The organism is Pseudomonas sp. SA233, assembly GCF_054792385.1.
Genome location: NZ_CP096449.1, coordinates 193,442 through 213,279 on the forward strand (window position 1 = coordinate 193,442; position 19,838 = coordinate 213,279).

The 19,838-nt window shown below is 60.8% G+C and carries 23 protein-coding genes; 19 read left to right on the forward strand and 4 right to left on the reverse strand.

Translation table 11 applies throughout. From position 1 onward, the window contains the following. Positions 1-164 precede the first annotated feature (164 nt). The 8 genes from M1D87_RS00845 to M1D87_RS00880 all read left to right on the forward strand — a co-directional run bounded on the left by M1D87_RS00845 (position 165) and on the right by M1D87_RS00880 (position 6,456). Complete coding sequence (locus M1D87_RS00845; RefSeq protein WP_015268518.1) at positions 165-506, forward strand: hypothetical protein; 342 nt, start codon at positions 165-167, stop codon at positions 504-506. 199 nt (positions 507-705) lie between these two features. Next, complete coding sequence (locus M1D87_RS00850; protein WP_123085387.1) at positions 706-1,605, forward strand: TauD/TfdA dioxygenase family protein; 900 nt, start codon at positions 706-708, stop codon at positions 1,603-1,605. Between the two features lie 18 nt (positions 1,606-1,623). Then, complete coding sequence (locus M1D87_RS00855) at positions 1,624-2,643, forward strand: ABC transporter substrate-binding protein (protein ID WP_123085386.1); 1,020 nt, start codon at positions 1,624-1,626, stop codon at positions 2,641-2,643. A 6-nt stretch (positions 2,644-2,649) separates the two neighbouring features. Beyond that, a complete protein-coding gene (locus M1D87_RS00860; RefSeq protein WP_025337263.1) occupies positions 2,650-3,513 on the forward strand; it encodes an ABC transporter ATP-binding protein in 864 nt (287 codons plus the stop codon). Between the two features lie 14 nt (positions 3,514-3,527). Further along, positions 3,528-4,391 carry an ABC transporter permease gene (locus tag M1D87_RS00865; protein WP_015268522.1) on the forward strand — a complete coding sequence of 288 codons (864 nt, stop codon included), beginning with the start codon at positions 3,528-3,530 and terminating at the stop codon, positions 4,389-4,391. Positions 4,392-4,615: 224 nt separating this feature from the next. Continuing rightward, complete coding sequence (locus M1D87_RS00870) at positions 4,616-5,104, forward strand: Hcp family type VI secretion system effector (RefSeq protein ID WP_123085385.1); 489 nt, start codon at positions 4,616-4,618, stop codon at positions 5,102-5,104. Positions 5,105-5,113: 9 nt separating this feature from the next. Further along, positions 5,114-6,088 carry a hypothetical protein gene (locus M1D87_RS00875; RefSeq protein ID WP_102083317.1) on the forward strand — a complete coding sequence of 325 codons (975 nt, stop codon included), beginning with the start codon at positions 5,114-5,116 and terminating at the stop codon, positions 6,086-6,088. Then, positions 6,085-6,456: a hypothetical protein gene (locus tag M1D87_RS00880; protein ID WP_054573363.1), complete on the forward strand. Its 372-nt coding sequence runs from the start codon at positions 6,085-6,087 to the stop codon at positions 6,454-6,456. The genes M1D87_RS00875 and M1D87_RS00880 overlap by 4 nt, the downstream gene beginning before the upstream one ends. Positions 6,457-7,375: 919 nt before the next feature. Here M1D87_RS00880 and M1D87_RS00885 read toward each other — a convergent pair. Together M1D87_RS00885 and M1D87_RS00890 are read right to left on the reverse strand one after the other, a co-directional pair. Next, positions 7,376-7,696: a hypothetical protein gene (locus M1D87_RS00885; protein ID WP_421091521.1), complete on the reverse strand. Its 321-nt coding sequence runs from the start codon at positions 7,694-7,696 to the stop codon at positions 7,376-7,378. Between the two features lie 36 nt (positions 7,697-7,732). Further along, positions 7,733-8,296, reverse strand: coding sequence for a WCX domain-containing protein (locus M1D87_RS00890; protein ID WP_015268527.1), 564 nt, complete (start codon positions 8,294-8,296; stop codon positions 7,733-7,735). A gap of 207 nt (positions 8,297-8,503) precedes the next feature. On the opposite strand from M1D87_RS00890, the gene M1D87_RS00895 reads away from it, so the two are divergent. The 10 genes from M1D87_RS00895 to M1D87_RS00940 all read left to right on the forward strand — a co-directional run bounded on the left by M1D87_RS00895 (position 8,504) and on the right by M1D87_RS00940 (position 18,246). Beyond that, complete coding sequence (locus M1D87_RS00895) at positions 8,504-9,298, forward strand: tetratricopeptide repeat protein (RefSeq protein ID WP_102083319.1); 795 nt, start codon at positions 8,504-8,506, stop codon at positions 9,296-9,298. Positions 9,299-9,533: 235 nt separating this feature from the next. Next, on the forward strand, positions 9,534-9,986 hold the full coding sequence (locus M1D87_RS00900; RefSeq protein ID WP_123085384.1) for a MarR family winged helix-turn-helix transcriptional regulator: 453 nt from the start codon (positions 9,534-9,536) through the stop codon (positions 9,984-9,986). Next, positions 9,983-12,070 carry an FUSC family protein gene (locus M1D87_RS00905; protein WP_123085383.1) on the forward strand — a complete coding sequence of 696 codons (2,088 nt, stop codon included), beginning with the start codon at positions 9,983-9,985 and terminating at the stop codon, positions 12,068-12,070. Before M1D87_RS00900 ends, M1D87_RS00905 begins: the two co-directional genes overlap by 4 nt. Next, positions 12,067-12,279 (forward strand): DUF1656 domain-containing protein, encoded by a 213-nt coding sequence (locus M1D87_RS00910; RefSeq protein ID WP_003255905.1) that lies wholly within the window; start codon positions 12,067-12,069, stop codon positions 12,277-12,279. Before M1D87_RS00905 ends, M1D87_RS00910 begins: the two co-directional genes overlap by 4 nt. Then, entirely contained in the window at positions 12,276-13,151 is an 876-nt protein-coding gene (locus M1D87_RS00915; RefSeq protein WP_039614279.1) for an efflux RND transporter periplasmic adaptor subunit, read from the forward strand. Before M1D87_RS00910 ends, M1D87_RS00915 begins: the two co-directional genes overlap by 4 nt. Further along, a complete protein-coding gene (locus M1D87_RS00920) occupies positions 13,148-14,566 on the forward strand; it encodes an efflux transporter outer membrane subunit (RefSeq protein ID WP_025337268.1) in 1,419 nt (472 codons plus the stop codon). Before M1D87_RS00915 ends, M1D87_RS00920 begins: the two co-directional genes overlap by 4 nt. Positions 14,567-15,045: 479 nt before the next feature. Next, positions 15,046-15,321 (forward strand): hypothetical protein, encoded by a 276-nt coding sequence (locus tag M1D87_RS00925; RefSeq protein ID WP_003260202.1) that lies wholly within the window; start codon positions 15,046-15,048, stop codon positions 15,319-15,321. After that, positions 15,318-15,569: a DUF3077 domain-containing protein gene (locus tag M1D87_RS00930; RefSeq protein WP_038408518.1), complete on the forward strand. Its 252-nt coding sequence runs from the start codon at positions 15,318-15,320 to the stop codon at positions 15,567-15,569. Before M1D87_RS00925 ends, M1D87_RS00930 begins: the two co-directional genes overlap by 4 nt. A 129-nt stretch (positions 15,570-15,698) precedes the next feature. After that, positions 15,699-15,983 (forward strand): helix-turn-helix domain-containing protein, encoded by a 285-nt coding sequence (locus tag M1D87_RS00935; RefSeq protein ID WP_003260206.1) that lies wholly within the window; start codon positions 15,699-15,701, stop codon positions 15,981-15,983. Positions 15,984-16,302: 319 nt separating this feature from the next. Then, positions 16,303-18,246 (forward strand): FTR1 family protein, encoded by a 1,944-nt coding sequence (locus M1D87_RS00940; RefSeq protein WP_102083324.1) that lies wholly within the window; start codon positions 16,303-16,305, stop codon positions 18,244-18,246. 150 nt (positions 18,247-18,396) lie between these two features. Here the strand turns inward: M1D87_RS00940 and M1D87_RS00945 are convergent, their stop codons facing one another. Together M1D87_RS00945 and M1D87_RS00950 are read right to left on the reverse strand one after the other, a co-directional pair. Further along, a complete protein-coding gene (locus M1D87_RS00945) occupies positions 18,397-18,642 on the reverse strand; it encodes a TIGR02647 family protein (protein ID WP_015268535.1) in 246 nt (81 codons plus the stop codon). 70 nt (positions 18,643-18,712) lie between these two features. Continuing rightward, positions 18,713-19,015, reverse strand: coding sequence for a hypothetical protein (locus tag M1D87_RS00950; protein WP_039614276.1), 303 nt, complete (start codon positions 19,013-19,015; stop codon positions 18,713-18,715). A gap of 147 nt (positions 19,016-19,162) precedes the next feature. Here M1D87_RS00950 and M1D87_RS00955 point away from each other — a divergent pair, with 147 nt between their 5' ends. After that, entirely contained in the window at positions 19,163-19,825 is a 663-nt protein-coding gene (locus M1D87_RS00955; RefSeq protein WP_123085110.1) for a glutathione S-transferase, read from the forward strand. Positions 19,826-19,838 lie beyond the last annotated feature (13 nt).

Genomic DNA, 19,838 nt, shown 5'->3' on the forward strand with positions numbered 1-19,838 from the left:
GTTCTTGTGGGAGCTGGCTTGCCGGCGATTGGCCGCTCAGCGGCCATGGTACTTTCCTGGCATCCTGCGACAGCGCATACTCTGGCGCCGGGCCTGCGTGCCCGGTGATCTTTGCCTATGCTGCTGTCTACCACCCAGGAACCAATGTGACGAGGGACACCGCCATGTTCTACGTGCAACGCGATGCCGCTGGCCAGTTGCAGCGGGTCGAAGCAGCCGCTTTTGACCAGTTCACCGAAATGCTCCCCGCCGACCATGCCGATATCCAGGAATGGTTTGCCGATGACGTCGTGGAAAACAGCCTCAACCAGCTCAAGCAAAGCGATCTCGACATGATCCGCGTGCTCGAGGACTTGATCGATGTGCTGACCGCCAAGGGTGTGTTCAAGATCACCGACCTGCCCCCCGGTGCGCAGGCCAAGCTGCTCAACCGTTCTACAGCGCGCAAGGCGCTCAGCAGCCTGAACAACCTCATCGATGAGGAAGAGCAGGGCGGGTTGATCTGATTGCGCACCGCCTCTGACAGCCGTGCTATGGTTATTCTTTATCGGTATTTAAAATAAAACTCTTATGACTTTATAGTCGCTTCCACTGCGTACCCGTCGACCAATCGATGCGCCGCACGACTTGAACCCACACGGGAAATCCCCGTGCGTTTCTGATCGTTGCGCGCCATTGAAGTCGCGCACTGCGTGGGAGTGAAAAATGTCAGCCGCCTCGAACGCCTTGTCGATCATCGACAGCGCACTGCCGCAACGCTTCGAAATCCGCCCTTTTTCCGGTGCTGTAGGTGCCGAAATCATCGGCCTGGACTTGGCCAGGCCGGTCAACGCCGTGGATTTTGCCCGTATCCATCGCGCCCACCTCGACCACCATGTACTGGTGTTCCGCGACCAGCGCATCAGCCCCGACCAGCAGATCGCCTTCAGCCGCCGCTTCGGCCCATTGCAGGTCCATGTGCTCAAGCAGTTCCTGCTCGCCGGCCACCCCGAGATCCTGATCGTTTCCAACATCATCGAAAACGGCCAAAACATCGGCCTGGGTGATGCCGGCAAGTTCTGGCACTCGGACCTGTCGTACAAGGAACTGCCCAGCCTTGGCTCCATGCTGCATGCCCAGGAACTGCCCAGCGAAGGCGGCGATACCCTGTTCGCCGACATGCACAAGGCCTGGGACGCTGTACCCGCGACCCTGCGCAAGGTGGTCGAGGGCCGCAGTGCCGCTCACTCCTACACCGCCCGTTACGCCGAGACCAAGTTCGAAGGCAACTGGCGCCCGACCCTGACCGCCGAGCAGCTGGCGCAGGTACGGGAAGTCATCCATCCGGTGGTGCGTACCCACCCGGAAAACGGCCGCAAGGCGCTGTTCGTCAGCGAAGGCTTCACCACCCGTATCGTCGGCCTGCCAAGTGACGAAAGCCGCGACGTGCTGCAACAGCTGTATGCCCTGAGCGTGCTGGAGCAGAACATCTATCGCCACCAGTGGCAGCCCCGCGACCTGGTGTTCTGGGACAACCGCTCGCTGATCCACCTGGCCACCGGCTGCCCCGCACACCTGCGACGCAAGCTTTACCGCACCACCATCCAGGGCGATGCCCCGTTCTGACGACTGAGGAAACCAATCATGCGTAAATCCATCAGCCGCCTGGCGGCAAGCATCGGCCTGGGCGCAAGCCTTGTCGTCGGCAGCCTGGCGGCCCCCGCCGCGGCGCAAGAAGAAGGCAAGATTCGCATCGCCGAACAGTTCGGTATCGTCTACCTGCTGCTGAACGTAGTGCGTGACCAGCATCTGATCGAAAAACATGGCAAGGAGCAGGGCATCGACATCGAAGTCGATTGGGCCCAGCTGTCGGGTGGTTCGGCTATCAACGACGCACTGCTGTCCGGTTCGGTGGACATCGCCGGCGCTGGCGTCGGTCCGCTGTTGACCGTGTGGGACCGTACCAAGGGCCGACAGAACGTCAAGGCCGTGGCCTCGCTGGGCAACTTCCCGTACTACCTGGTCAGCAGCAACCCCAATGTGAAGACCATTGCCGACCTCTCCGACAAGGACCGCATCGCCGTACCGGCGGTAGGTGTTTCGGTGCAGTCGCGCTTCCTGCAGTACGCCGCCGCCCAGCAATGGGGCGACAAGGAATACAACCGCCTCGACAAATACACCCTGGCCGTGCCGCACCCGGATGCCACTGCCGCGCTGCTGGCCGGTGGCACCGAACTCAACGGACACTTCTCCAACCCGCCGTTCCAGGACCAGGTGCTCGCCAACAAGAACGTGCACGTTGTACTCAACAGCTACGAACTGCTCGGCCCCAACTCGCCGACCTTGCTGTTCGCCACTGAAAAATTCCGCAAGGACAACCCCAAGACCTACAAGGCCTTCGTCGATGCGCTGGCCGAAGCCGCGGACTTCGCCCAGAAGGACAAGGCGGCCGCCGCCGACACCTATATCCGCGTGACCAAGGCCAAGATCGACCGCGACACGTTGATCAGACTGATCGACAACCCGCAGTACGAATTCACCGTCACGCCAAAGAACACCTACAAGTTGGCCGACTTCCTCTATCGGGTAGGCGCCATCAAGCACAAGCCGGAATCGTGGAAGGACTACTTCTTCCAGGATGAACGCCCGCTGCAGGGGAGCTGACCAATCATGACTGCCCCATTGCCAGGCCACACGGCCAGCAACCTGAGCCGTGTCGCAACGCCGCCTTTGCTCAAGGTGGATAACCTCAGCCTCGAATACCGCACCGCACAACGCGTGGTGCGGGCCACCCACCAGGTCAGCTTCGAAGTCGACCGTGCCGACCGCTTCGTGCTGCTAGGCCCCTCCGGCTGCGGCAAGTCCACCTTGCTCAAGGCCGTGGCTGGGTTCATCTCGCCCCAGGAGGGGCAGATTCTGCTGCAAGGTCAGCCAGTCAGCGGTCCGGGCCCCGACCGCATCGTGGTGTTCCAGGAGTTCGACCAGCTGCCGCCATGGAAGACGGTGAAACAGAACGTCATGTTCCCTCTGCTGGTGTCGGGCCAGCTGAAACGCGCCGAGGCCGAGGAGCGGGCACTGCACTACCTGGAAAAAGTCGGCCTGGCCGCCTTCGCCGATGCCTACCCACACACCCTGTCGGGCGGTATGAAGGCGCGCGTGGCGATTGCCCGGGCCTTGGCCACGCAGCCGAAGATCCTGCTGATGGACGAACCGTTCGCGGCACTTGATGCGCTGACCCGGCGCAAGATGCAGGAAGAATTGCTGCTGCTATGGGAGGAGGTGCGTTTTACCCTGCTGTTCGTTACCCACTCCATCGAAGAAGCGCTGGTGGTCGGCAACCGCATCCTGCTGCTGTCGCCCCACCCGGGGCGGGTGCGCGCCGAAGTGCACAGCCACCAGTACGACTTGGGCAGCCTGGGGGGTAGCGACTTCCAGGCCAGTGCCCGGCGCATCCATCGTTTGCTGTTCGATGAGGTGGATGCCCCCGAACAGCCCGACGATCTTGGTTTCAACGATATCCGTATCGCCTACTGACGGGAGCTTCAGCCATGACCACTACACCTGTACGCCAGGAATACGAGGTGCAGCTGGAGCCTTTGCTCAGTGTGCCTGTGGAGCGCAACCTGCCTTTGGCTCAGCGCCTGTGGCAGCACGGTTGGTTGCGCAAGGCGGTCATCCTGCTGGTGATCGCCGTGCTGTGGGAGGCCATTGCCCGCTACCAGGGCAACGATCTGCTGCTACCGACCTTCCTGCAGACGGCCACGGCGCTGTGGGACGGCATGGTCAGCGGTGAGTTGCCGGCCAAGGTTGGCGTGTCGCTGGTGATTCTGCTCAAGGGTTACCTGCTGGGAATCATCCTGGCCTTCGGCCTCACCAGCTTGGCGGTGTCGACCCAGCTTGGGCGCGATCTGCTGGGCACCCTGACCTCGATGTTCAACCCATTGCCAGCGATTGCCCTGTTGCCGCTGGCTTTGCTGTGGTTCGGGCTGGGCGACAACAGCCTGATCTTCGTGCTGGTGCACTCGGTGCTATGGGCGCTGGCGCTGAATACCTATGCGGGCTTCCTAGGCGTGTCGGAAACCTTGCGCATGGCCGGGCGCAACTACGGCCTGAAAGGGCTGCGGCTGGTACTGCATATCCTTGTCCCGGCGGCGCTGCCGTCAATCCTGTCGGGGCTGAAGATCGGCTGGGCATTCGCCTGGCGCACACTGATCGCTGCCGAGCTGGTGTTCGGGGCCAGCAGTGGAAAAGGCGGGTTGGGCTGGTACATCTTCCAGAACCGCAACGAGCTGTACACCGACAAGGTGTTTGCCGGGTTGGCGGTGGTGATCCTGATCGGCTTGCTGGTGGAAGGGCTGGTGTTCAATACCCTGGAGCGGTTGACCGTTCGCCGCTGGGGGATGCAGCGCTGACGCGCATGTGCTTGGTTGGCCCAATCGTCGGCTTGCCGGTGATCGGGCTGATGTTGTCGGCCCAAATGGCGTAGCTCTGAAACACTTTCAAATATTTTCAAGCCGACTTGTCGTATAACTCGTAAGAAAATTCCTAATTTAGCATCGATCTCCGCAGAACGATTGCGTTGGAGTTTTTCCGTGCCTAGCCTGTTCCGCTCAATTGTTTACAAGGAACAGTAACCATGGCTTTCGACGCTTATATTCAAATCGCGGAAATCGCTGGCGAAGCAAAGGACGAGCAATACAGCAACTGGATCGAGATCCTTGGCTACACGTTCGGCAGCAGCCAAAGCGCCTCCGCCACCGCCAGTTCCGCGGGCGGCGCCACTTCCGGGCGTACCACCCTGAGCAACCTCACCTTCACCAAGTACCTGGACAACGCCAGTTGCAAACTGCTCGAAGCCAGTTGCGCCGGGCAGCACCTGAAAGAGGTGAGGCTGGTCGTCTGCCGCGCCGGTGGGGACAAGCTCAAATACTACGAAGTGGTGCTCGAAGAAGTGATCATCGCCGACTATGCACAAAGCGCGCATGCCGGCGTGCCGACTGAAATCATCCAGCTCGACTACGGCCGTATCAAGACCACCTACACCCGGCAGCAACGCGCCGATGGCCGTGCCGGCGGCAATGTGACCGGTGGCTGGGACCGGATTGCCAACAAGAAGTTTACGTGAGGAACGACCATGTCCGAGGCACGCAGCTTTATAAATCCCAAGGCACAGAATTACGCGACCCTGAAGAACGGTACACCGATGAACGCCAACCAGCAGGCCAAGTTCGATGTGCTCAATGGGCATATCGTCAACACCGTGGTCTTGGCCGGCGAACTGGTGATCGTCGGTGACCCCGATACTTCTTCCTGCACCAGCCATGAAGCCTTTCTCATGGGCAAGGCGGCTGGCATCCACCGCGACATCATGCTCAACGGGGGCGGTGTTGACGGTTTCATGCTGGATAACTTCGAGATGCTGCAAAGTCTACTGGCCCATGCATCGATGGGGGCAGGGGCAGCGAGCGATGGCTGGGCCAGGTATCTGGATGCAATCAAGAAGACGCTGGAACAGATCGAGCTACTGCACCGCGAGCATATGAGTGGTGGTGTGTTCAGGGCGCGGGAAGAGTTCTATGCCAAGCGTGTGGAGCTGTTCAGGACGTTGGACGAACAGCTGGGGAGGACGGCCGCCTATGGCTCGGGTCTACGAAATCAGGGATCGATCAAGCGAATGCTGCAGCTTTCCACCAAGCGTTATCTGAATGCTGGGGAGATATCCGGGTATGCAGAGAAGGTAACGGGAGTGGCGAAGGCTGCGAGTCTGATCAAGAAAGGGGCCTACATCGGGGTTGCGTTGGATGTAGCCGCTACTGGGCTGGAAATTAAAAAAGCTTGTACTCTGGGGCGGGAGGAGGAGTGTGCCAGAGCTAAGTACGTAGAGGGTGGTTCTCTGTTATTAGGTTTGACTGGAAGTAGTATTGTGGGCGCTTATGGCGGTGCAATCGCCACCGGGGCATGCGCGTTTGTGCTAGGAATTACAACAGGTCCTGGCTCTTTGGTTTGCGGAGTGGTCGGCGGGGCGGTTGGGGGAGCAGTCGGCGGCGAGATCTTTGGGGGATGGGGTGAAATTGCAGGTGATTTCCTATATCGCAAGGTTTCAGAATGACTATGTTTGAGCCTGGCCTGATTGTCTTGATGATCTTTGGCTTGGGAGTAATAACTCTGCTTGTCCTGGTTTATGTTGCTTATGCATGTTTAGATAGGGCTGAATCCCTTTTGGAGAAGTCTAGATATATACAGGGCGTTAAGGAAGGCTTTTTTCATGCTGGTATGCCGGGTAAGGTTTTACGTGTGTGCAGTATTGCCTTTCTTTTGACAATGCCAGGCCCCTACGTACAGCGTGGACTAGCAAACTCCGACGAGATAAAGAGATTTCCGAGGTCGCTGAGATTTTTGTTAATTGGGCTATGGCTAGCATTGACGATTGAAGTCTTAGCTATGCTGGCGTTTCAGGCTTGGCTTTATTATGTTTGAATTGCCTTGGGTGGCAGTCGTAAGCTCTTTGGGCCTGAGAGACTTTGTGAGGGGAAAAGGGCTGGTTGATGTTCCAGAGGTACGAGCAGTAACTGAGTACATCGAAAGGCTACTGATTTCGCTGTGGCTCACGAACCTTGTCGTTGTCAGCATTTTGCATATGGGGTAGGGGCTTTACGAAACTGATTGCCAGGTGACCACTCCTACGGCGATTTGCAATAATTTACGGTGAGTAATAAAGCGTGAGCAGTCTTGAGATGAATGTGGTCGCGATTTGTTTTTTCTGCTTGGGTATGGTTGCGCTTTTAGTGAAAATATATGTCGCCATAAGATATCTTGATGAGATTGAAGGTCTGCTATCAAAAAGCAGTTTTGTATCGGGGAATAGGAAGCTTTATTTGCACGCAGGCATCATCGGTAAGATTATGCGTATCTGTACCATATCAGCACTTCTGAGCACGCCATACCTATTTGCTCGCAAGGGATTGGTTGACGAGGCGCAACTGCAGAACTTTCCGACGCGTATGAAAAGACTGCTTATAGTAACGTGGTGCACAATGTGTATTTCTTCAGTCGCATTCCTCGCGCTCGGGTCTTTTTAAGAAAGTGTTTGGAGGAAGCGCGCAGGCTGCAGTGTGATGCGCGGTGCTCAATTTCGCCTTGTCTGAGGAAGCTTGCCGGGAAGATGGGAGCAACAAGGTTGTTGGTTTGACCCGCTTGGGAGGCGAGTGTGTGGAAAGAGGATTGAATGAAATCGACAGTTGAAGTAATAGGAATGTCCATGTTGTTATTCTGGATAATGATCAGTGTGGGTATTATGATTTACCTAGCCTGCCGATATCTTGATTTGGTTGAATCGAACCTGTCGGGATGCAGTTATGTACGAGATAATCGGTTAAGTTTCTCATCGGCGGGTTTGCTAGGTAAAGTGTTGCGCATCTGCCTGGCCGCAAATATGCATTATCATGCCCGGTGTCTTTGTTAGCAAAGGTGTTGCGGATGCTTCCGAAATATTGCGCTTTCCAAAGGATCTGAAAATTAAAATTCTAGTTTCGTGGGGAGGGCTAATGACTTCTACGGTTGTTTTTGTTGTTGCCCATAATGTTCTGAAGCTTTTAAGCTTGCCCAGTTGATTATATCGGCTTAATTTATTATTAATTGGAGGGGTAAAGTGCCACTTTGCTATAAGCGGCTTGTGCTCTACTTCCATCTCGCAATTGCAGGCCAGGTTATTAGCCATGGGAAATCGAGACTTGCTGGTGGGTGAGCCTTGAGCTCAATGGCCATCCTGATACTGTGCCGCCGCTTCAACGAGTGTCCTGGCAATCTCCATGCGTAGCTGGCTGGGCTGCTCGATCACCACGCCTGCTCCCTGGCTCAGCACCCACCAGCGCAACCCCCAGCCATCCTCCACGGTGGCCCGCAGCCGATGGCCCTGCTCCAGCGCTGTCAGCTGCATATCGACACTCAACGGCGCTTCACGCAACTGTCGGGCCAGCAGGTCGCTGACCCAGGCCTGTAGCTCGACCCCTTCACCTTGCGCCGGCTGCAGCGAACCACCGCGCAAAAAACCCTGCAGATCGAAATTCCCACGCAACTCGCCAGCAACGTTCGCCGACCAGTGCCAGCCAAACGGAATGCTCTTGTCATTGCGCTCCAGCGGAAATATCAGCGACAGCTCATTGAGATCACGCTCGACAGTGCGTTTGCTGACGGTGAAGCCCACGTCACGCAGGCGCCAGACCAATTCGGCGCTGGTAATGCCTGGGGAACGGCTGGGCAGCTGGCGCAGCAGCGCCCACTGTCGGCTGAGGGTGGCGCGAGTGGTGGCGAACGGCAAAAGATAACGTCCTTGTCTAGGCTTGCCGCAATAGGATGGCGGCAGGCGTGGGTCATGGCAATTGGCCACAGCCTGCTCAGATCAAGGAAGTCGCATTTGGTTGCCTGGTGCCGAATCGTTCGCGACAGGTTTTGACGTTACGTCACGCAGAATCACGCCTCATCACAGCCGAAGGTTGGGGTTGTGTGTCGTTCAATGAGGATGAACATGTCTGCTGCCAGCAATATCCATTCGCTGCTTGCCCGCCTTCTGCCCGAGCGGGTCATTGCCCCACCGGCCGCTGTCGGGAGGCGACAGCGACTGTTTGCCGGGATAGGGTTGCCCAGCCAGCGCTCGCTGCTGGTCAGTCGCCTGGACGAAGCCAGCGACTTGCAGATGGTTTACGTCGACCTGCGCCGCCAGGCCTTGCAAGGCAATGTGGCGGCGCTCAACGACCTTGGCTGGATCTGGCTCAACGGCAAATACTGGCGTGCTGACACCGTGTTGGCCGGCCACCTGTTGCGCATGGCGGCCCTGCAAGGCAATGCCGCGGCGTGGTTCAACCTTGGGCAGCAACATTACTTTGGCAAAGGTATCGAACCCTCTTACCTACAGGCGGCGGAGTGCTACCGGCAGGCTTTCGAGCGGGGCATGCTGCATGCCGCTGCTGCCCTGGGTGACCTGTACGAGGAAGAAGTGTGCGATGGCAGCCTGCAGTGGCAGGTAGATCTTGTACAGGCCTACCAGTGGTTCCTGCGCGGGGCCGAGCAGGGCGAGGCACGCTGCCGTTTCGAGGTGGGCTACCGGTTGATGCACGGGCTGTACGTGGAGGCTGATCTCAAGGCCGCACTGTACTGGCTGGAACTGGCGGCAGCTGCGGGGGTGGTGCAGGCGGCTGAAGAGCTGGCGGTGCACTTCAGCAGCCGTGACGAGGGCCGCTACCAGGAGTGGCGTGACCGGGCGGTGCAGATGGGCAGTACATTGGCCTTGACCATGAAGCTGGAAGACCAGATACAGCCCTGAATGCTCTGTTGCCTGTCCGGGCCTCTTCGCGGGTAAACCCGCTCCCACAGGTACCGCGCATGGCTTGAATCCTATGCAGCACCTGTGGGAGCGGGTTTACCCGCGAAGAGGCCGGCACAGGCAGACCAAAACCCCAGCATGAACAACAATTCATCCGTCACCCCCGGTTGACGACAGGGGGAGGCACAGGCGTATATTGATAGTTAGCAAACTATGAATATCCTTGGTTCCTGTCATGTCCCTTGATCTCCTGCGCCTGCAAGTCAGCAGCGGCATGGTGGTTGCCGCCCGCCATTGGCGGCGTATCTGCCATACCGCCCTGACCGGTTACGGAATTTCCGAGGCTTGTGCCGTGCCGTTGCTGATGATCGTGCGCCTGGGTGACGGCGTGCATCAGGTGGCCGTGGCCCAGGCCGCCGGCCTGGAAAGCCCGTCGCTGGTGCGCCTGCTCGACCAGCTGTGCAAGGCCGGCCTTGTATGCCGCAGCGAGGACCCGTTGGACCGCCGCGCCAAGGCCCTGAGCCTGACCGCCGAAGGCCGCACCCTGGCCGAGTCTATCGAAGCCGAGCTGGTGCGCCTGCGCCGCGAGGTGCTGCATGGCATCGACCAGGCCGACCTGGAAGCCGCCTTGCGCGTGCTGCGTGCCTTCGAAGCCGCCGGCCTGGGCAACACAGGCGGGGCAGCATGAGCAACTTCTTCAGCTCGGTGCCCCCGGCCCGCGACTGGTTCTATGGCGTGCGTACCTTTGCCGCCTCCATGATCGCCCTGTACATCGCCCTGCTCATGCAGCTGCCGCGCCCCTATTGGGCCATGGCCACGGTGTACATCGTTTCCAGCCCGTTCCTTGGCCCCACCAGCTCCAAGGCCCTGTACCGTGCCGTGGGCACGCTGCTCGGCGCCGGCGGGGCGATTTTCCTGGTCCCACCGCTGGTGCAGTCGCCGTTGCTGCTGAGCATCGCCATCGCCCTGTGGACCGGCACCTTGCTGTTCCTTTCGCTGAACCTGCGCACCGCCAACAACTACGTGTTGATGCTGGCCGGCTACACCTTGCCGATGATTGCCCTGGCGGTGGTCGACAACCCGCTTGCTGTGTTCGACGTGGCGTCTTCCCGCGCCCAGGAAATCTGCCTGGGGATCGTCTGCGCGGCGGTGGTCGGAGCGATCTTCTGGCCACGCCGGCTGGCGCCGGTTGTAGTCGGTGCCACTGGTAGCTGGTTCACCGAGGCGATCCGCTATAGCGACACCTACCTGGCCCGCCAAGCCAGCGCAGACCAGGTTGGCGGCATGCGCGGGGCGATGGTTGCCACCTTCAACTCGCTGGAGCTGATGATCGGCCAGCTCGGCCATGAAGGCGCCGGTCCGCACACCCTGAAGAATGCCCGCGAGTTGCGCGGGCGCATGATCCACCTGCTGCCCGTGATCGATGCCCTCGACGACGCCCTGGTCGCCCTCGAAGGCCGCGCCCCGGCACAGTTCGCCCAGTTGCAACCGTTGCTCAATGCCGCCCGCGAATGGCTCAAGGGCACCGTCGACAGCGCCTCGGTCGCCCGCTGGACCGCCCTGCACGAACAGATCGAGCGCCTGCAGCCGGGCGCCGCTGCCCTCGACCAGCGCGCCGAATTGCTACTGTCCAACGCTCTGTACCGCCTGACCGAATGGGCCGACCTGTGGCAGGACTGCTGCAGCCTGCAGCATGCCCTGCGCAGCGACGACTCCAAACCCTGGCGCGCGGTGTACCGCCACTGGCGCCTGGGCCGCCTGACGGCGTTCTTCGACCGTGGCCTGATGCTGTATTCGGTGGCCTCAACCGTACTGGCGATCGTTGTCGCCTGCGGCCTGTGGATTGGCCTGGGTTGGAACGACGGCGCCAGTGCAGTGATCCTCGCCGCCGTGTCGTGCAGCTTCTTCGCCGCCATGGACGACCCGGCGCCGCAGATCTACAGGTTCTTCTTCTGGACGCTGATGTCGGTCATCTTCTCCAGCCTTTACCTGTTCCTGGTACTGCCCAACCTGCACGATTTCCCGATGCTGGTGCTGGCCTTTGCCGTGCCGTTCATCTGCGTTGGCACCCTGACCGTGCAGCCGCGTTTCTACCTTGGTACCTTGCTGACCATCGTCAACACCTCGACCTTCATCAGCATCCAGGGCGCCTACGATGCTGACTTCTTCACTTTCCTCAATTCCAACCTCGCCGGCCCCGTGGGGCTGCTGTTCGCCTTCATCTGGACCTTGGTGATGCGCCCGTTCGGCGTGGAGCTGGCGGCAAAGCGCATGACCCGCTTCGCCTGGCGCGACATCGTTGAAATGACCGAGCCGGCCACCCTGGCCGAGCACCGCCAGGTCGGTGTGCAGATGCTCGACCGCCTGATGCAGCATCTGCCGCGCTTGTCGCAAACCGGGCAGGACAGCGGCGTGGCACTGCGCGACCTGCGGGTGGGGTTGAACCTGCTCGACCTGCTGGCCTACATGCCGCGTGCCGGGCAGCAGGCTCGTGAGCGGCTGAACACGGTAGTCGAGGAAGTCGGCGCGCACTACGCCGCCTGCCTGCGCGCCGGCGAGCGCCTGCACGCCCCGGCCGCGCTGCTGCGCAACATGGAGCGCGCGCGCCTGGCGCTGAACCTGGATGAGCTGTACGAGCGCGGCGATGCCCGCACCCACCTGCTGCACGCACTGAGCGGCCTGCGCCTGGCACTGCTGCCGGGCGTGGAGGTGATGCTCGAGCCAGCCGAACAACCGCAACTGCCCCCCGGCCTCGACGGAGCACCCTTGTGATTGGTGAACTGGATATCAGCGGGGTATTCCTGCCCACGCTGCTGGTGATGATGTTTGGCACCTACCTGCTGTTCCTCGGGGTGCACGCGGTGCTGGTGCGCCTGCATTTCTACCGCCTGGTCTGGCACCGGGCGTTGTTCAACGTTGCCCTGTATGCCGTGCTGCTTGGTGCGGTGGACCACTTTTGCCGAAACCTGATGCTGCCATGAAAAAACCTTTGCTGACCTTGGGCCGCGTGGTCCTGACCTTGCTGGTAGTGACCTTCGCCGCCGTGCTCGTGTGGCAGATGGTGGTGTACTACATGTTCGCCCCATGGACCCGCGACGGGCACATCCGCGCCGACGTGATCCAGATTGCTCCGGACGTGTCCGGGCTGATCCAGAAGGTCGAGGTGCGTGACAACCAGACCGTCAAGCGCGGCGATGTGCTGTTCACCATCGATCAGGACCGTTTCACCCTGGCCCTGCGCCAGGCCAAGGCGACCCTGGGCGAGCGCCAGGAAACCCTGGCCCAGGCCACCCGCGAAGCGCAGCGCAACCGCAAGCTTGGCAATCTGGTGGCCGCCGAACAGCTGGAAGAAAGCCAGTCCCGCGAGGCCCGTGCCCGCTCTGCCGTCAGCGAGGCGCAGGTAGCCGTCGATACCGCCCAGCTCAACCTCGACCGCTCGGTGGTGCGCAGCCCGGTGGACGGTTACCTGAACGACCGAGCACCGCGTAATCACGAATTCGTCACCGCCGGCCGGCCGGTGCTGTCGGTGGTCGACAGCGCCTCGTACCACGTCGATGGCTACTTCGAGGAAACCAAGCTTGGCGGTATCCACATCGGCGATGCCGTGGACATTCGCGTCATGGGCGACAACACCCGCCTGCGTGGCCATGTGCAAAGCTTCGCCGCCGGCATCGAAGACCGTGACCGCAGCAGTGGTGCCAACCTGTTGCCCAACGTCAACCCGGCATTCAGCTGGGTGCGCCTGGCCCAGCGTATTCCGGTGCGCATCGCCTTTGATGAAGTGCCGCAAGACTTCCGCATGATTGCCGGGCGAACCGCCACGGTGTCGATCATCGAGGGCCAGCGCCCATGAAACAGCTGATCCTGGCGGGGCTGTGCCTGTCGTTGGGGGCCTGCATGATGGTCGGCCCCGACTATGAAGTGCCGAAGGACGCGGCGGTGCAACGCAGCGACCTCAATGGCCCGTTGCGCCAGGATGCCGACAGCGTGGTATCGGCACCGGTGCCTGAGGACTGGTGGCAGCTGTATCAGGATCAACGGCTGAACGAGCTGGTGCGCCAGGCCCTGAGTGCCAACACCGACCTGCGCGTGGCTGCCGCCAACATTGCCAAGGCGCGCGCCCAGGTCGAAGTGGCTGAGTCGCAAGGTGGCTTCAACGGCGGCGTCAAACTTGGCGCCCAGCGCCTGCAGGAATCGGGCGAGGCCTTCCTGCTGCCAGAGAAAGTGCCGGTGGCCAACATCGGCGAGGCCATCATCAGTGCGTCGTACCAGTTCGACCTGTGGGGTACTTTCAAGCGTGGCACCGAGGCGGCCAAGGCCAATGCCGACGCAGTGCAGGCCGCCGCCGATACCGCCCGCATCACCCTGGTGGCGGACGTGGTCAAGGCCTATACCCAAGTGTGCTCGGCCAACGAGGAATACCACATTGCCCGTGAGTCGCTCGACCTGCAGGAGCAGAGCGTGAAGCTCAACCAGCGCCTGCGTGATGCCGGTCGTGGCGACGAAACCCAGGTCACCCGCTCGCAGACCCAGTTCAAATCCTTGCGCGCCGAGCTGCCACGCTTCAAGGCGGAGCGCGAGACGGGCATGTATACCCTGGCTGCCTTGTTGGCAAAACCGGTCGATCAGCTGCCTGCCGGCACTGCCGATTGTGCCGAGCTGCCGCACCTTAACCAGCTGGTGCCGGTGGGCGATGGCGCGGCGTTGCTCAAGCGCCGTCCAGACGTGCGCCAGGCCGAACGGCAGCTGGCCGCTGCCACTGCCTACATCGGCGTGGCCACCGGCGCCCTGTACCCGGACATCAGCATCGGCGCCCAGGTTGGCACCATTGGTATCCTCGAGAACCTTGGCGAGCCGGCGACCAACCGCTGGGGCTTCGGCCCGCAGATCAGCTGGACCATCCCCACCAATGGCACCCGTGCCCGCATTCGCATGGCCGAAGCCTCGACCCAGGCAGCCCTGGCGAATTTTGATGGGGTAGTGCTGAACGCCATTCGCGAGACCCAGACCCGCCTGGCGCAGTACAGCGCCCTGCTGGACCGGCGTGACGCGCTGGCCGAGGCGGAGAAGTCGGCCAAGGAAGCGGCGGACCAGACTCATCGCTATTACCAGGCTGGGCGTGAATCGTTCCTGGCCGACCTGCAGGCGACGCGCACCTACACCGACATGCGCGCGCAGCTGGCAGCGGCCAATAGTCAGGTGGCTCAGGGGCAGATTGGTGTGTTCCTGGCGTTGGGTGGGGGGTGGAAGGACACCGCCAAGCCTTGAGGCCCAATCGCCGGCAAGCCGGCTCCCACAGGTACTCCACCGCTTTTGAGACCTGTGGTTCACCTGTGATAGCCGGCTTGTGCATGCCTTGAAATTGGTACGGACCATGTGGGAGCTGGCTTGCCGGCGATCGAGGGCAAAGCCCTCGCCTAGGCTCTAGAGCTGTAAGACATTTCCGAACCAGAAACCAAATGCTTCAGTTCGGACGCCCTGTCGAATTATCCTACAGCACCTGTCGGAAGGTGCTGTCTTGGCTGGAAAGTGTTCCCGGAATACTGTCGCGGGGTCGCCTCGCAAGGCGATCGGGATTGAGACCCCCGGACTCACAGAACGCACCGCTTAATGGTGGTCGTGCGCGGGCAGGCTTTCGCCTGGTCGGGTTTTCCTGTGAGCCCGGGTCTCACCCCTCGCACGACTGCCACCCAATTCCGTGAGACGAAGAGGATTGCAGTTCATAGTTATTCACAGGGAATGCAATTATGAACAAGCTCGTCCCCGATCCACCAGTTACCGATCTGCTTCTGCTCGACCCTCCCGCACTCTCACTAATCGATCCACTCAGCCCCAAAGACTGCGAAGAGCTGATCAGCGCCATCACCCTGACCATCGACCACACCACCACAGTCCTGCTCGACAACCCTCCCGGCGACATGCGCAATGCCATGGGCATGAATATTCGATTGCTCTGCCGCCTGATCAATGCCGTGTGCGACCGCACCCATGCAACCCGCCACGATCAAGGAGCGACCCGATGAGCAATGATCCCAGAGACTCTGCAACCGCAGGAGTGGAAACCTTCGACTTGTTCCGCCTGCAGCCCAATGTGCCGTTCAACCATGCCTTTTCTCAGTTATCGGTGTTGCTCGGCTGTATCCGCCACCTGACCACCGAAGCGGAAATGGAAAATGACCGTATTGCTGGTAGTGCTGCGCGGATACTCAGTGAGATGGCCAAGGCGCTGATTGATGATATGGAGCGAGGAATGAGCAAGGTTCTTCAATAGCCTTCAAGCGCTTGGGGCCGCTATGCGGCCTCATCTTTTAGCCTGAATGGTCTTCCACATCTGAAATCAAATATTTCCGCTGGGTGGCGAAAGCCCGATTCAGGTCGCTGGACTGAGAGGTGATCAACCATGGCGAATGAACGCTCGGCATCTGTATGGGACGCGCTGGCTGATACGCCAGAGGAGGCAGACAACCTTCGGCTGCGCTCGCAGCTGATGCGGATTTTGGTCAAGACGGTGCGTGCCTGGGATCTACCTCAGAAGGATGCGGCGCGTCGGCTACATGTCACTCAACCGCGCTTGAGTGAGCTGTTGAATGGGAAGATTGACAAGTTTTCCCTGGATGCCTTGGTAAATCTGCTGGCCAATGCCGATCTGGAAGTGGATTTCACGGTGAAGGAAAAGCTCGCCTGAATCGGTGGTTGGACCATGAGGGCCAGGCCTTGCCGTTTTCAACCCGCACCGAACTGAGGCGTCGTAAGATATTTCCGAGCCTGAAACCAAATGCTTGAAAATAAATTTCTAAAGACAGTTGCTCCCACCTCGACCGCATCTCCCTCAAGCCATGCGCAATACCTGTGGGAGTCTGGCTTGCCAGCGATGAGGCCATAACAGGCAACACAAGACAGAATCTCCACAGTTTCAGCACATCCCCACTCTTCATCTGATTTGTACCAAGATTTTTCATGAAATCCGCCCAGCACCCTTGAGTGAAGCAAAGTGGGAGTGAACAATGTTCTCTTTCGCATTCCCTTCGAGACTGGCCATGAAAACCCGTTCCCGTCTGCTTGCTTGGCTGCCGGTTATTTTGCTCGGCCCGGTGCTGGCGCTGTGCAGCACCCTGGCGCTGGCCGAAGCCCCCGCCGAGGCCACCAAGGCCCTGCACCTGCTGGACTACATTGGCGCCGACTACCCGCCCACCGTGCAAGACGGCAAGGTGATCGACGATGGTGAATACCGCGAGCAGCAGGAGTTCAGCGCGGTATTGGCCGACTTGGTCAAAGGCCTGCCTGCGCATGCTGAACAAGCAGCCCTGGAGCAGGGCGTCCAGGCGCTGCGCCAGGCCATCGACCAGCGCCAGGGCGGCCCGGCTGTTGCCAAGCAGGCCCGTCAGCTGGGTGCTCGCCTGGCGGTAGCCTATGAGGTCAGTCAGGCTCCGGTGATTACCCCGGACCCGGCCCGTGGCGCTTCGCTGTATGCGCAAAACTGCTCGATCTGCCACGGCGAAACTGGCGCCGGCGACGGCCCGGCCGGCGTGGGCCTGGAGCCTGCACCCGCCAACCTGCGCGATGTTTCGCGCCTCGACCAGTTGAGCCTGTTCGACCTCTACAACACCCTGGCCCTGGGCATCGATGGCACCGAGATGCCTTCGTTTGCCGACCAGCTGGATGATCGCCAGCGTTGGGATGTGGCTGCCTACATCGCCAGCTTCACCGCCAAGCCAGAAGCCGGCAAAGGCGACAAGACCTGGAACATCGCCGACCTGGCCCGCCAGACCCCGGCCGAAGTCGCCGCCAGCGAAGGTGCCACGGCCGTGGAGGCGTTCCGCGCCCAGCGCGCGCAGCCGCCGCAGGTCAAACGTGGACCGGCGCAATTGCTCGAGTACACCGCCAGCACCTTGGACAAGAGCCTGGCGGCCTACCGCGCAGGTGATCACGACCAGGCCTATGACCTGTCAGTAGCGGCCTACCTGGAAGGCTTCGAGCTGGTGGAAAGCTCGCTGGACAACATCGACACCCAAGCGCGCAAGGACACCGAAAAATCGCTGATGGCCTACCGTCAGTCGCTGCAGGACGGCTTGCCCGTGGCCCATGCTGAGCAACGCCTGAGCGAAGCCAAGGCCAGGCTCGAGCAGGCTTCCAAACTGCTGGGCAGCGATGGCCTGAGCTGGTCGCTGAGCTTTGTATCCGGCTTGCTGATCCTGCTGCGCGAAGGACTGGAGGCGATTCTGGTACTGGCGGCGATCCTGGCCTTCCTGCGCAATACTGGCCAGCAGTCGGCGGTGCGCAGCGTCAACATCGGCTGGGGCCTGGCGCTGGTGGCTGGTTTCGCCACCTGGGCCCTGGCAGCCTACGTGATCGACGTTGGTGGCGCCCAGCGCGAGCTGCTGGAAGGCTGCACGGCGCTTTTCGCTGCAGTGATGGTGCTGTGGCTTGGCGTGTGGATGCACGACCGCCGCCATGCCGCCGCCTGGCAGGACTACATCAAGAGCAGCCTGGTCAGTGGTGGTGGACGGTTCGGTTTTGCCGTGCTGGCGTTCTTCTCGGTTTACCGCGAACTGTTCGAAGTGATCCTGTTCTACGAAACCCTGTGGCTGCAGGCCGGCCCAGCCGGGCACCAGGCGGTGCTGGCGGGTGGTGCCACGGCGCTGGTGCTGCTGGTGGGGTTGGCCTGGGTGATCCTGCGTGGCTCGGCCAAGCTGCCGCTGTCGCTGTTCTTCAGCATCAACGCCGCGCTGCTATGTGCCTTGTCGGTGGTGTTCGCCGGGCATGGCGTGAAGGCGCTGCAAGAGGCAGGGGTGCTGGGCACGCGCCCAGTGGCGTTCTTCGAATTCGACTGGCTGGGGATCCACGCCGACGCCTACTCGCTGTCAGCGCAGGCGCTGGCCTTGCTGGCCATCGTGTTCTTGTACGGGCGCTCGCGCCTGGCGGAAAGGCGCAGGGCAGCGGCCAACTGATCGCCTGACAGGCTGGCGCGGCCCCCTGTGGGAGCGGGTTTACCCGCGAAGCAAGCGGCGCGGTGTATGGCACCGGCTTCGCCGGTGTTCGCGGCTAAAGCCGCTCCCACAGGGACCGCGCGAGTTTCAAAGTTTGAGCAAGACCGCCATTCAAGCCGGCTGTGGCGCCTTGAGAATGTTCTGCAGCAACTGGACACTTTCGACAGCGTCATGACCCAGGCTGGTCAGATAGCCGCCATCAGGTTGATCGGTCAGCCCCTTTTCATGCAGGCGTTGCGCGGCGGCTACCAGGGCAGGGGAAGCGTTCTTGTGAATCTTGATGCCTTCCTGGCTGCTGTCGTGCTTGAACAGCGAAAGTACTTCCAGTTCAGCGATCAGATCGGGGGTAAAAGGCATGGCGACTCCTGACTTCCAGACAAGGATGACGGCACCGTTCTACGGTGCCTGATCTTCGAGTGTAGCCGGGTTATTCGTCCTCGCCTTGATCCATCTCAGGCGGCAGTTCGGGCAGCGCACGCAGGGCGTTCTCGTACCACTCGCGGTCGAACTCGCGTTCTTCCACCAGCATGTTGTCAATTTCGAAGGCCAGTACATGGGCCATCAGGTTGAGAATGTCTTCGCGCTCGTAACCGACCAGGGTCAGTTTGTTGAACGTGGCTTTCGCCGCCGCCGGGTCGCCGCTTTCGATCTGGTTCTCGATGGCCTGGGTCAGCGTTGCCTCGGCGAAGGCTTCGTCGTCGTCATAGTCGATGTCGGTGGGCTCGCTCATGGCGGTACTCCTGTGATGGGATGCACAGTGTGCCACGCCTGTGGCGGCAATGCCCGGGCATTGACGGGGCGCATGACGCTGGTCAGCGGCGGGCGTACGGTCTATAAAAGCCGGGCCAACCCCTTACGGCCTGGAGGCTCTTACCTCATGCTCAAGCTTCATGGATTCTCGGTCAGCAACTACTACAACATGGTCAAGCTGGCCCTGCTGGAAAAAGGCCTGCCCTTCGAGGAAGTCACCTTCTATGGCGGCCAGGCGCCACAGGCGCTGCAAGTGAGCCCGCGAGGCAAGGTGCCGGTGCTGCAGACCGAACACGGCTTCCTCAGCGAAACCAGTGTGATTCTCGACTATATCGAGCAGACCCAGGGCGGCAAGGCGCTGCTGCCGGCCGACCCGTTCGGGCAGGCCAAAGTGCGTGAGCTGCTCAAGGAAATCGAGCTCTACATCGAGCTGCCGGCGCGTACCTGCTATGCCGAGTCTTTCTTTGGCATGCAGGTCGAGCCACTGATAAAGGAAAAAGCTCGCGCGGATCTGCTGGCCGGTTTTGCCACGCTCAAGCGTAACGGCCGCTTCGCACCCTATGTGGCGGGTGAGCAACTGACCCTGGCAGACCTGATGTTCTGCTTCTCGGTCGACCTGGCCTACGCGGTGGGCAAGAAGGTGCTGAACATCGACTTCCTGGCGGACTTCCCGCAGGCCAAGGCGTTGCTGCAGCTGATGGGTGACAACCCGCACATGGCGCGGATCGTGGCGGACAAGGAGGCGGCGATGCCGGCCTTCATGGAGATGATTCGCAGCGGTAAACGCTGAGAATAGTGTTGGG

Bases quoted from the DNA above. Each gene is read 5' to 3' on its own strand.
- M1D87_RS00845 (WP_015268518.1), top strand. From the start codon at position 165: ATGTTCTACGTGCAACGCGATGCCGCTGGCCAGTTGCAGCGGGTCGAA.
- M1D87_RS00850 (WP_123085387.1), top strand. From the start codon at position 706: ATGTCAGCCGCCTCGAACGCCTTGTCGATCATCGACAGCGCACTGCCG.
- M1D87_RS00855 (WP_123085386.1), top strand. From the start codon at position 1,624: ATGCGTAAATCCATCAGCCGCCTGGCGGCAAGCATCGGCCTGGGCGCA.
- M1D87_RS00860 (WP_025337263.1), top strand. From the start codon at position 2,650: ATGACTGCCCCATTGCCAGGCCACACGGCCAGCAACCTGAGCCGTGTC.
- M1D87_RS00865 (WP_015268522.1), top strand. From the start codon at position 3,528: ATGACCACTACACCTGTACGCCAGGAATACGAGGTGCAGCTGGAGCCT.
- M1D87_RS00870 (WP_123085385.1), top strand. From the start codon at position 4,616: ATGGCTTTCGACGCTTATATTCAAATCGCGGAAATCGCTGGCGAAGCA.
- M1D87_RS00875 (WP_102083317.1), top strand. From the start codon at position 5,114: ATGTCCGAGGCACGCAGCTTTATAAATCCCAAGGCACAGAATTACGCG.
- M1D87_RS00880 (WP_054573363.1), top strand. From the start codon at position 6,085: ATGACTATGTTTGAGCCTGGCCTGATTGTCTTGATGATCTTTGGCTTG.
- M1D87_RS00885 (WP_421091521.1), bottom strand. From the start codon at position 7,696: ATGGCTAATAACCTGGCCTGCAATTGCGAGATGGAAGTAGAGCACAAG.
- M1D87_RS00895 (WP_102083319.1), top strand. From the start codon at position 8,504: ATGTCTGCTGCCAGCAATATCCATTCGCTGCTTGCCCGCCTTCTGCCC.
- M1D87_RS00900 (WP_123085384.1), top strand. From the start codon at position 9,534: ATGTCCCTTGATCTCCTGCGCCTGCAAGTCAGCAGCGGCATGGTGGTT.
- M1D87_RS00905 (WP_123085383.1), top strand. From the start codon at position 9,983: ATGAGCAACTTCTTCAGCTCGGTGCCCCCGGCCCGCGACTGGTTCTAT.
- M1D87_RS00915 (WP_039614279.1), top strand. From the start codon at position 12,276: ATGAAAAAACCTTTGCTGACCTTGGGCCGCGTGGTCCTGACCTTGCTG.
- M1D87_RS00920 (WP_025337268.1), top strand. From the start codon at position 13,148: ATGAAACAGCTGATCCTGGCGGGGCTGTGCCTGTCGTTGGGGGCCTGC.
- M1D87_RS00925 (WP_003260202.1), top strand. From the start codon at position 15,046: ATGAACAAGCTCGTCCCCGATCCACCAGTTACCGATCTGCTTCTGCTC.
- M1D87_RS00930 (WP_038408518.1), top strand. From the start codon at position 15,318: ATGAGCAATGATCCCAGAGACTCTGCAACCGCAGGAGTGGAAACCTTC.
- M1D87_RS00935 (WP_003260206.1), top strand. From the start codon at position 15,699: ATGGCGAATGAACGCTCGGCATCTGTATGGGACGCGCTGGCTGATACG.
- M1D87_RS00940 (WP_102083324.1), top strand. From the start codon at position 16,303: ATGTTCTCTTTCGCATTCCCTTCGAGACTGGCCATGAAAACCCGTTCC.
- M1D87_RS00945 (WP_015268535.1), bottom strand. From the start codon at position 18,642: ATGCCTTTTACCCCCGATCTGATCGCTGAACTGGAAGTACTTTCGCTG.
- M1D87_RS00950 (WP_039614276.1), bottom strand. From the start codon at position 19,015: ATGAGCGAGCCCACCGACATCGACTATGACGACGACGAAGCCTTCGCC.
- M1D87_RS00955 (WP_123085110.1), top strand. From the start codon at position 19,163: ATGCTCAAGCTTCATGGATTCTCGGTCAGCAACTACTACAACATGGTC.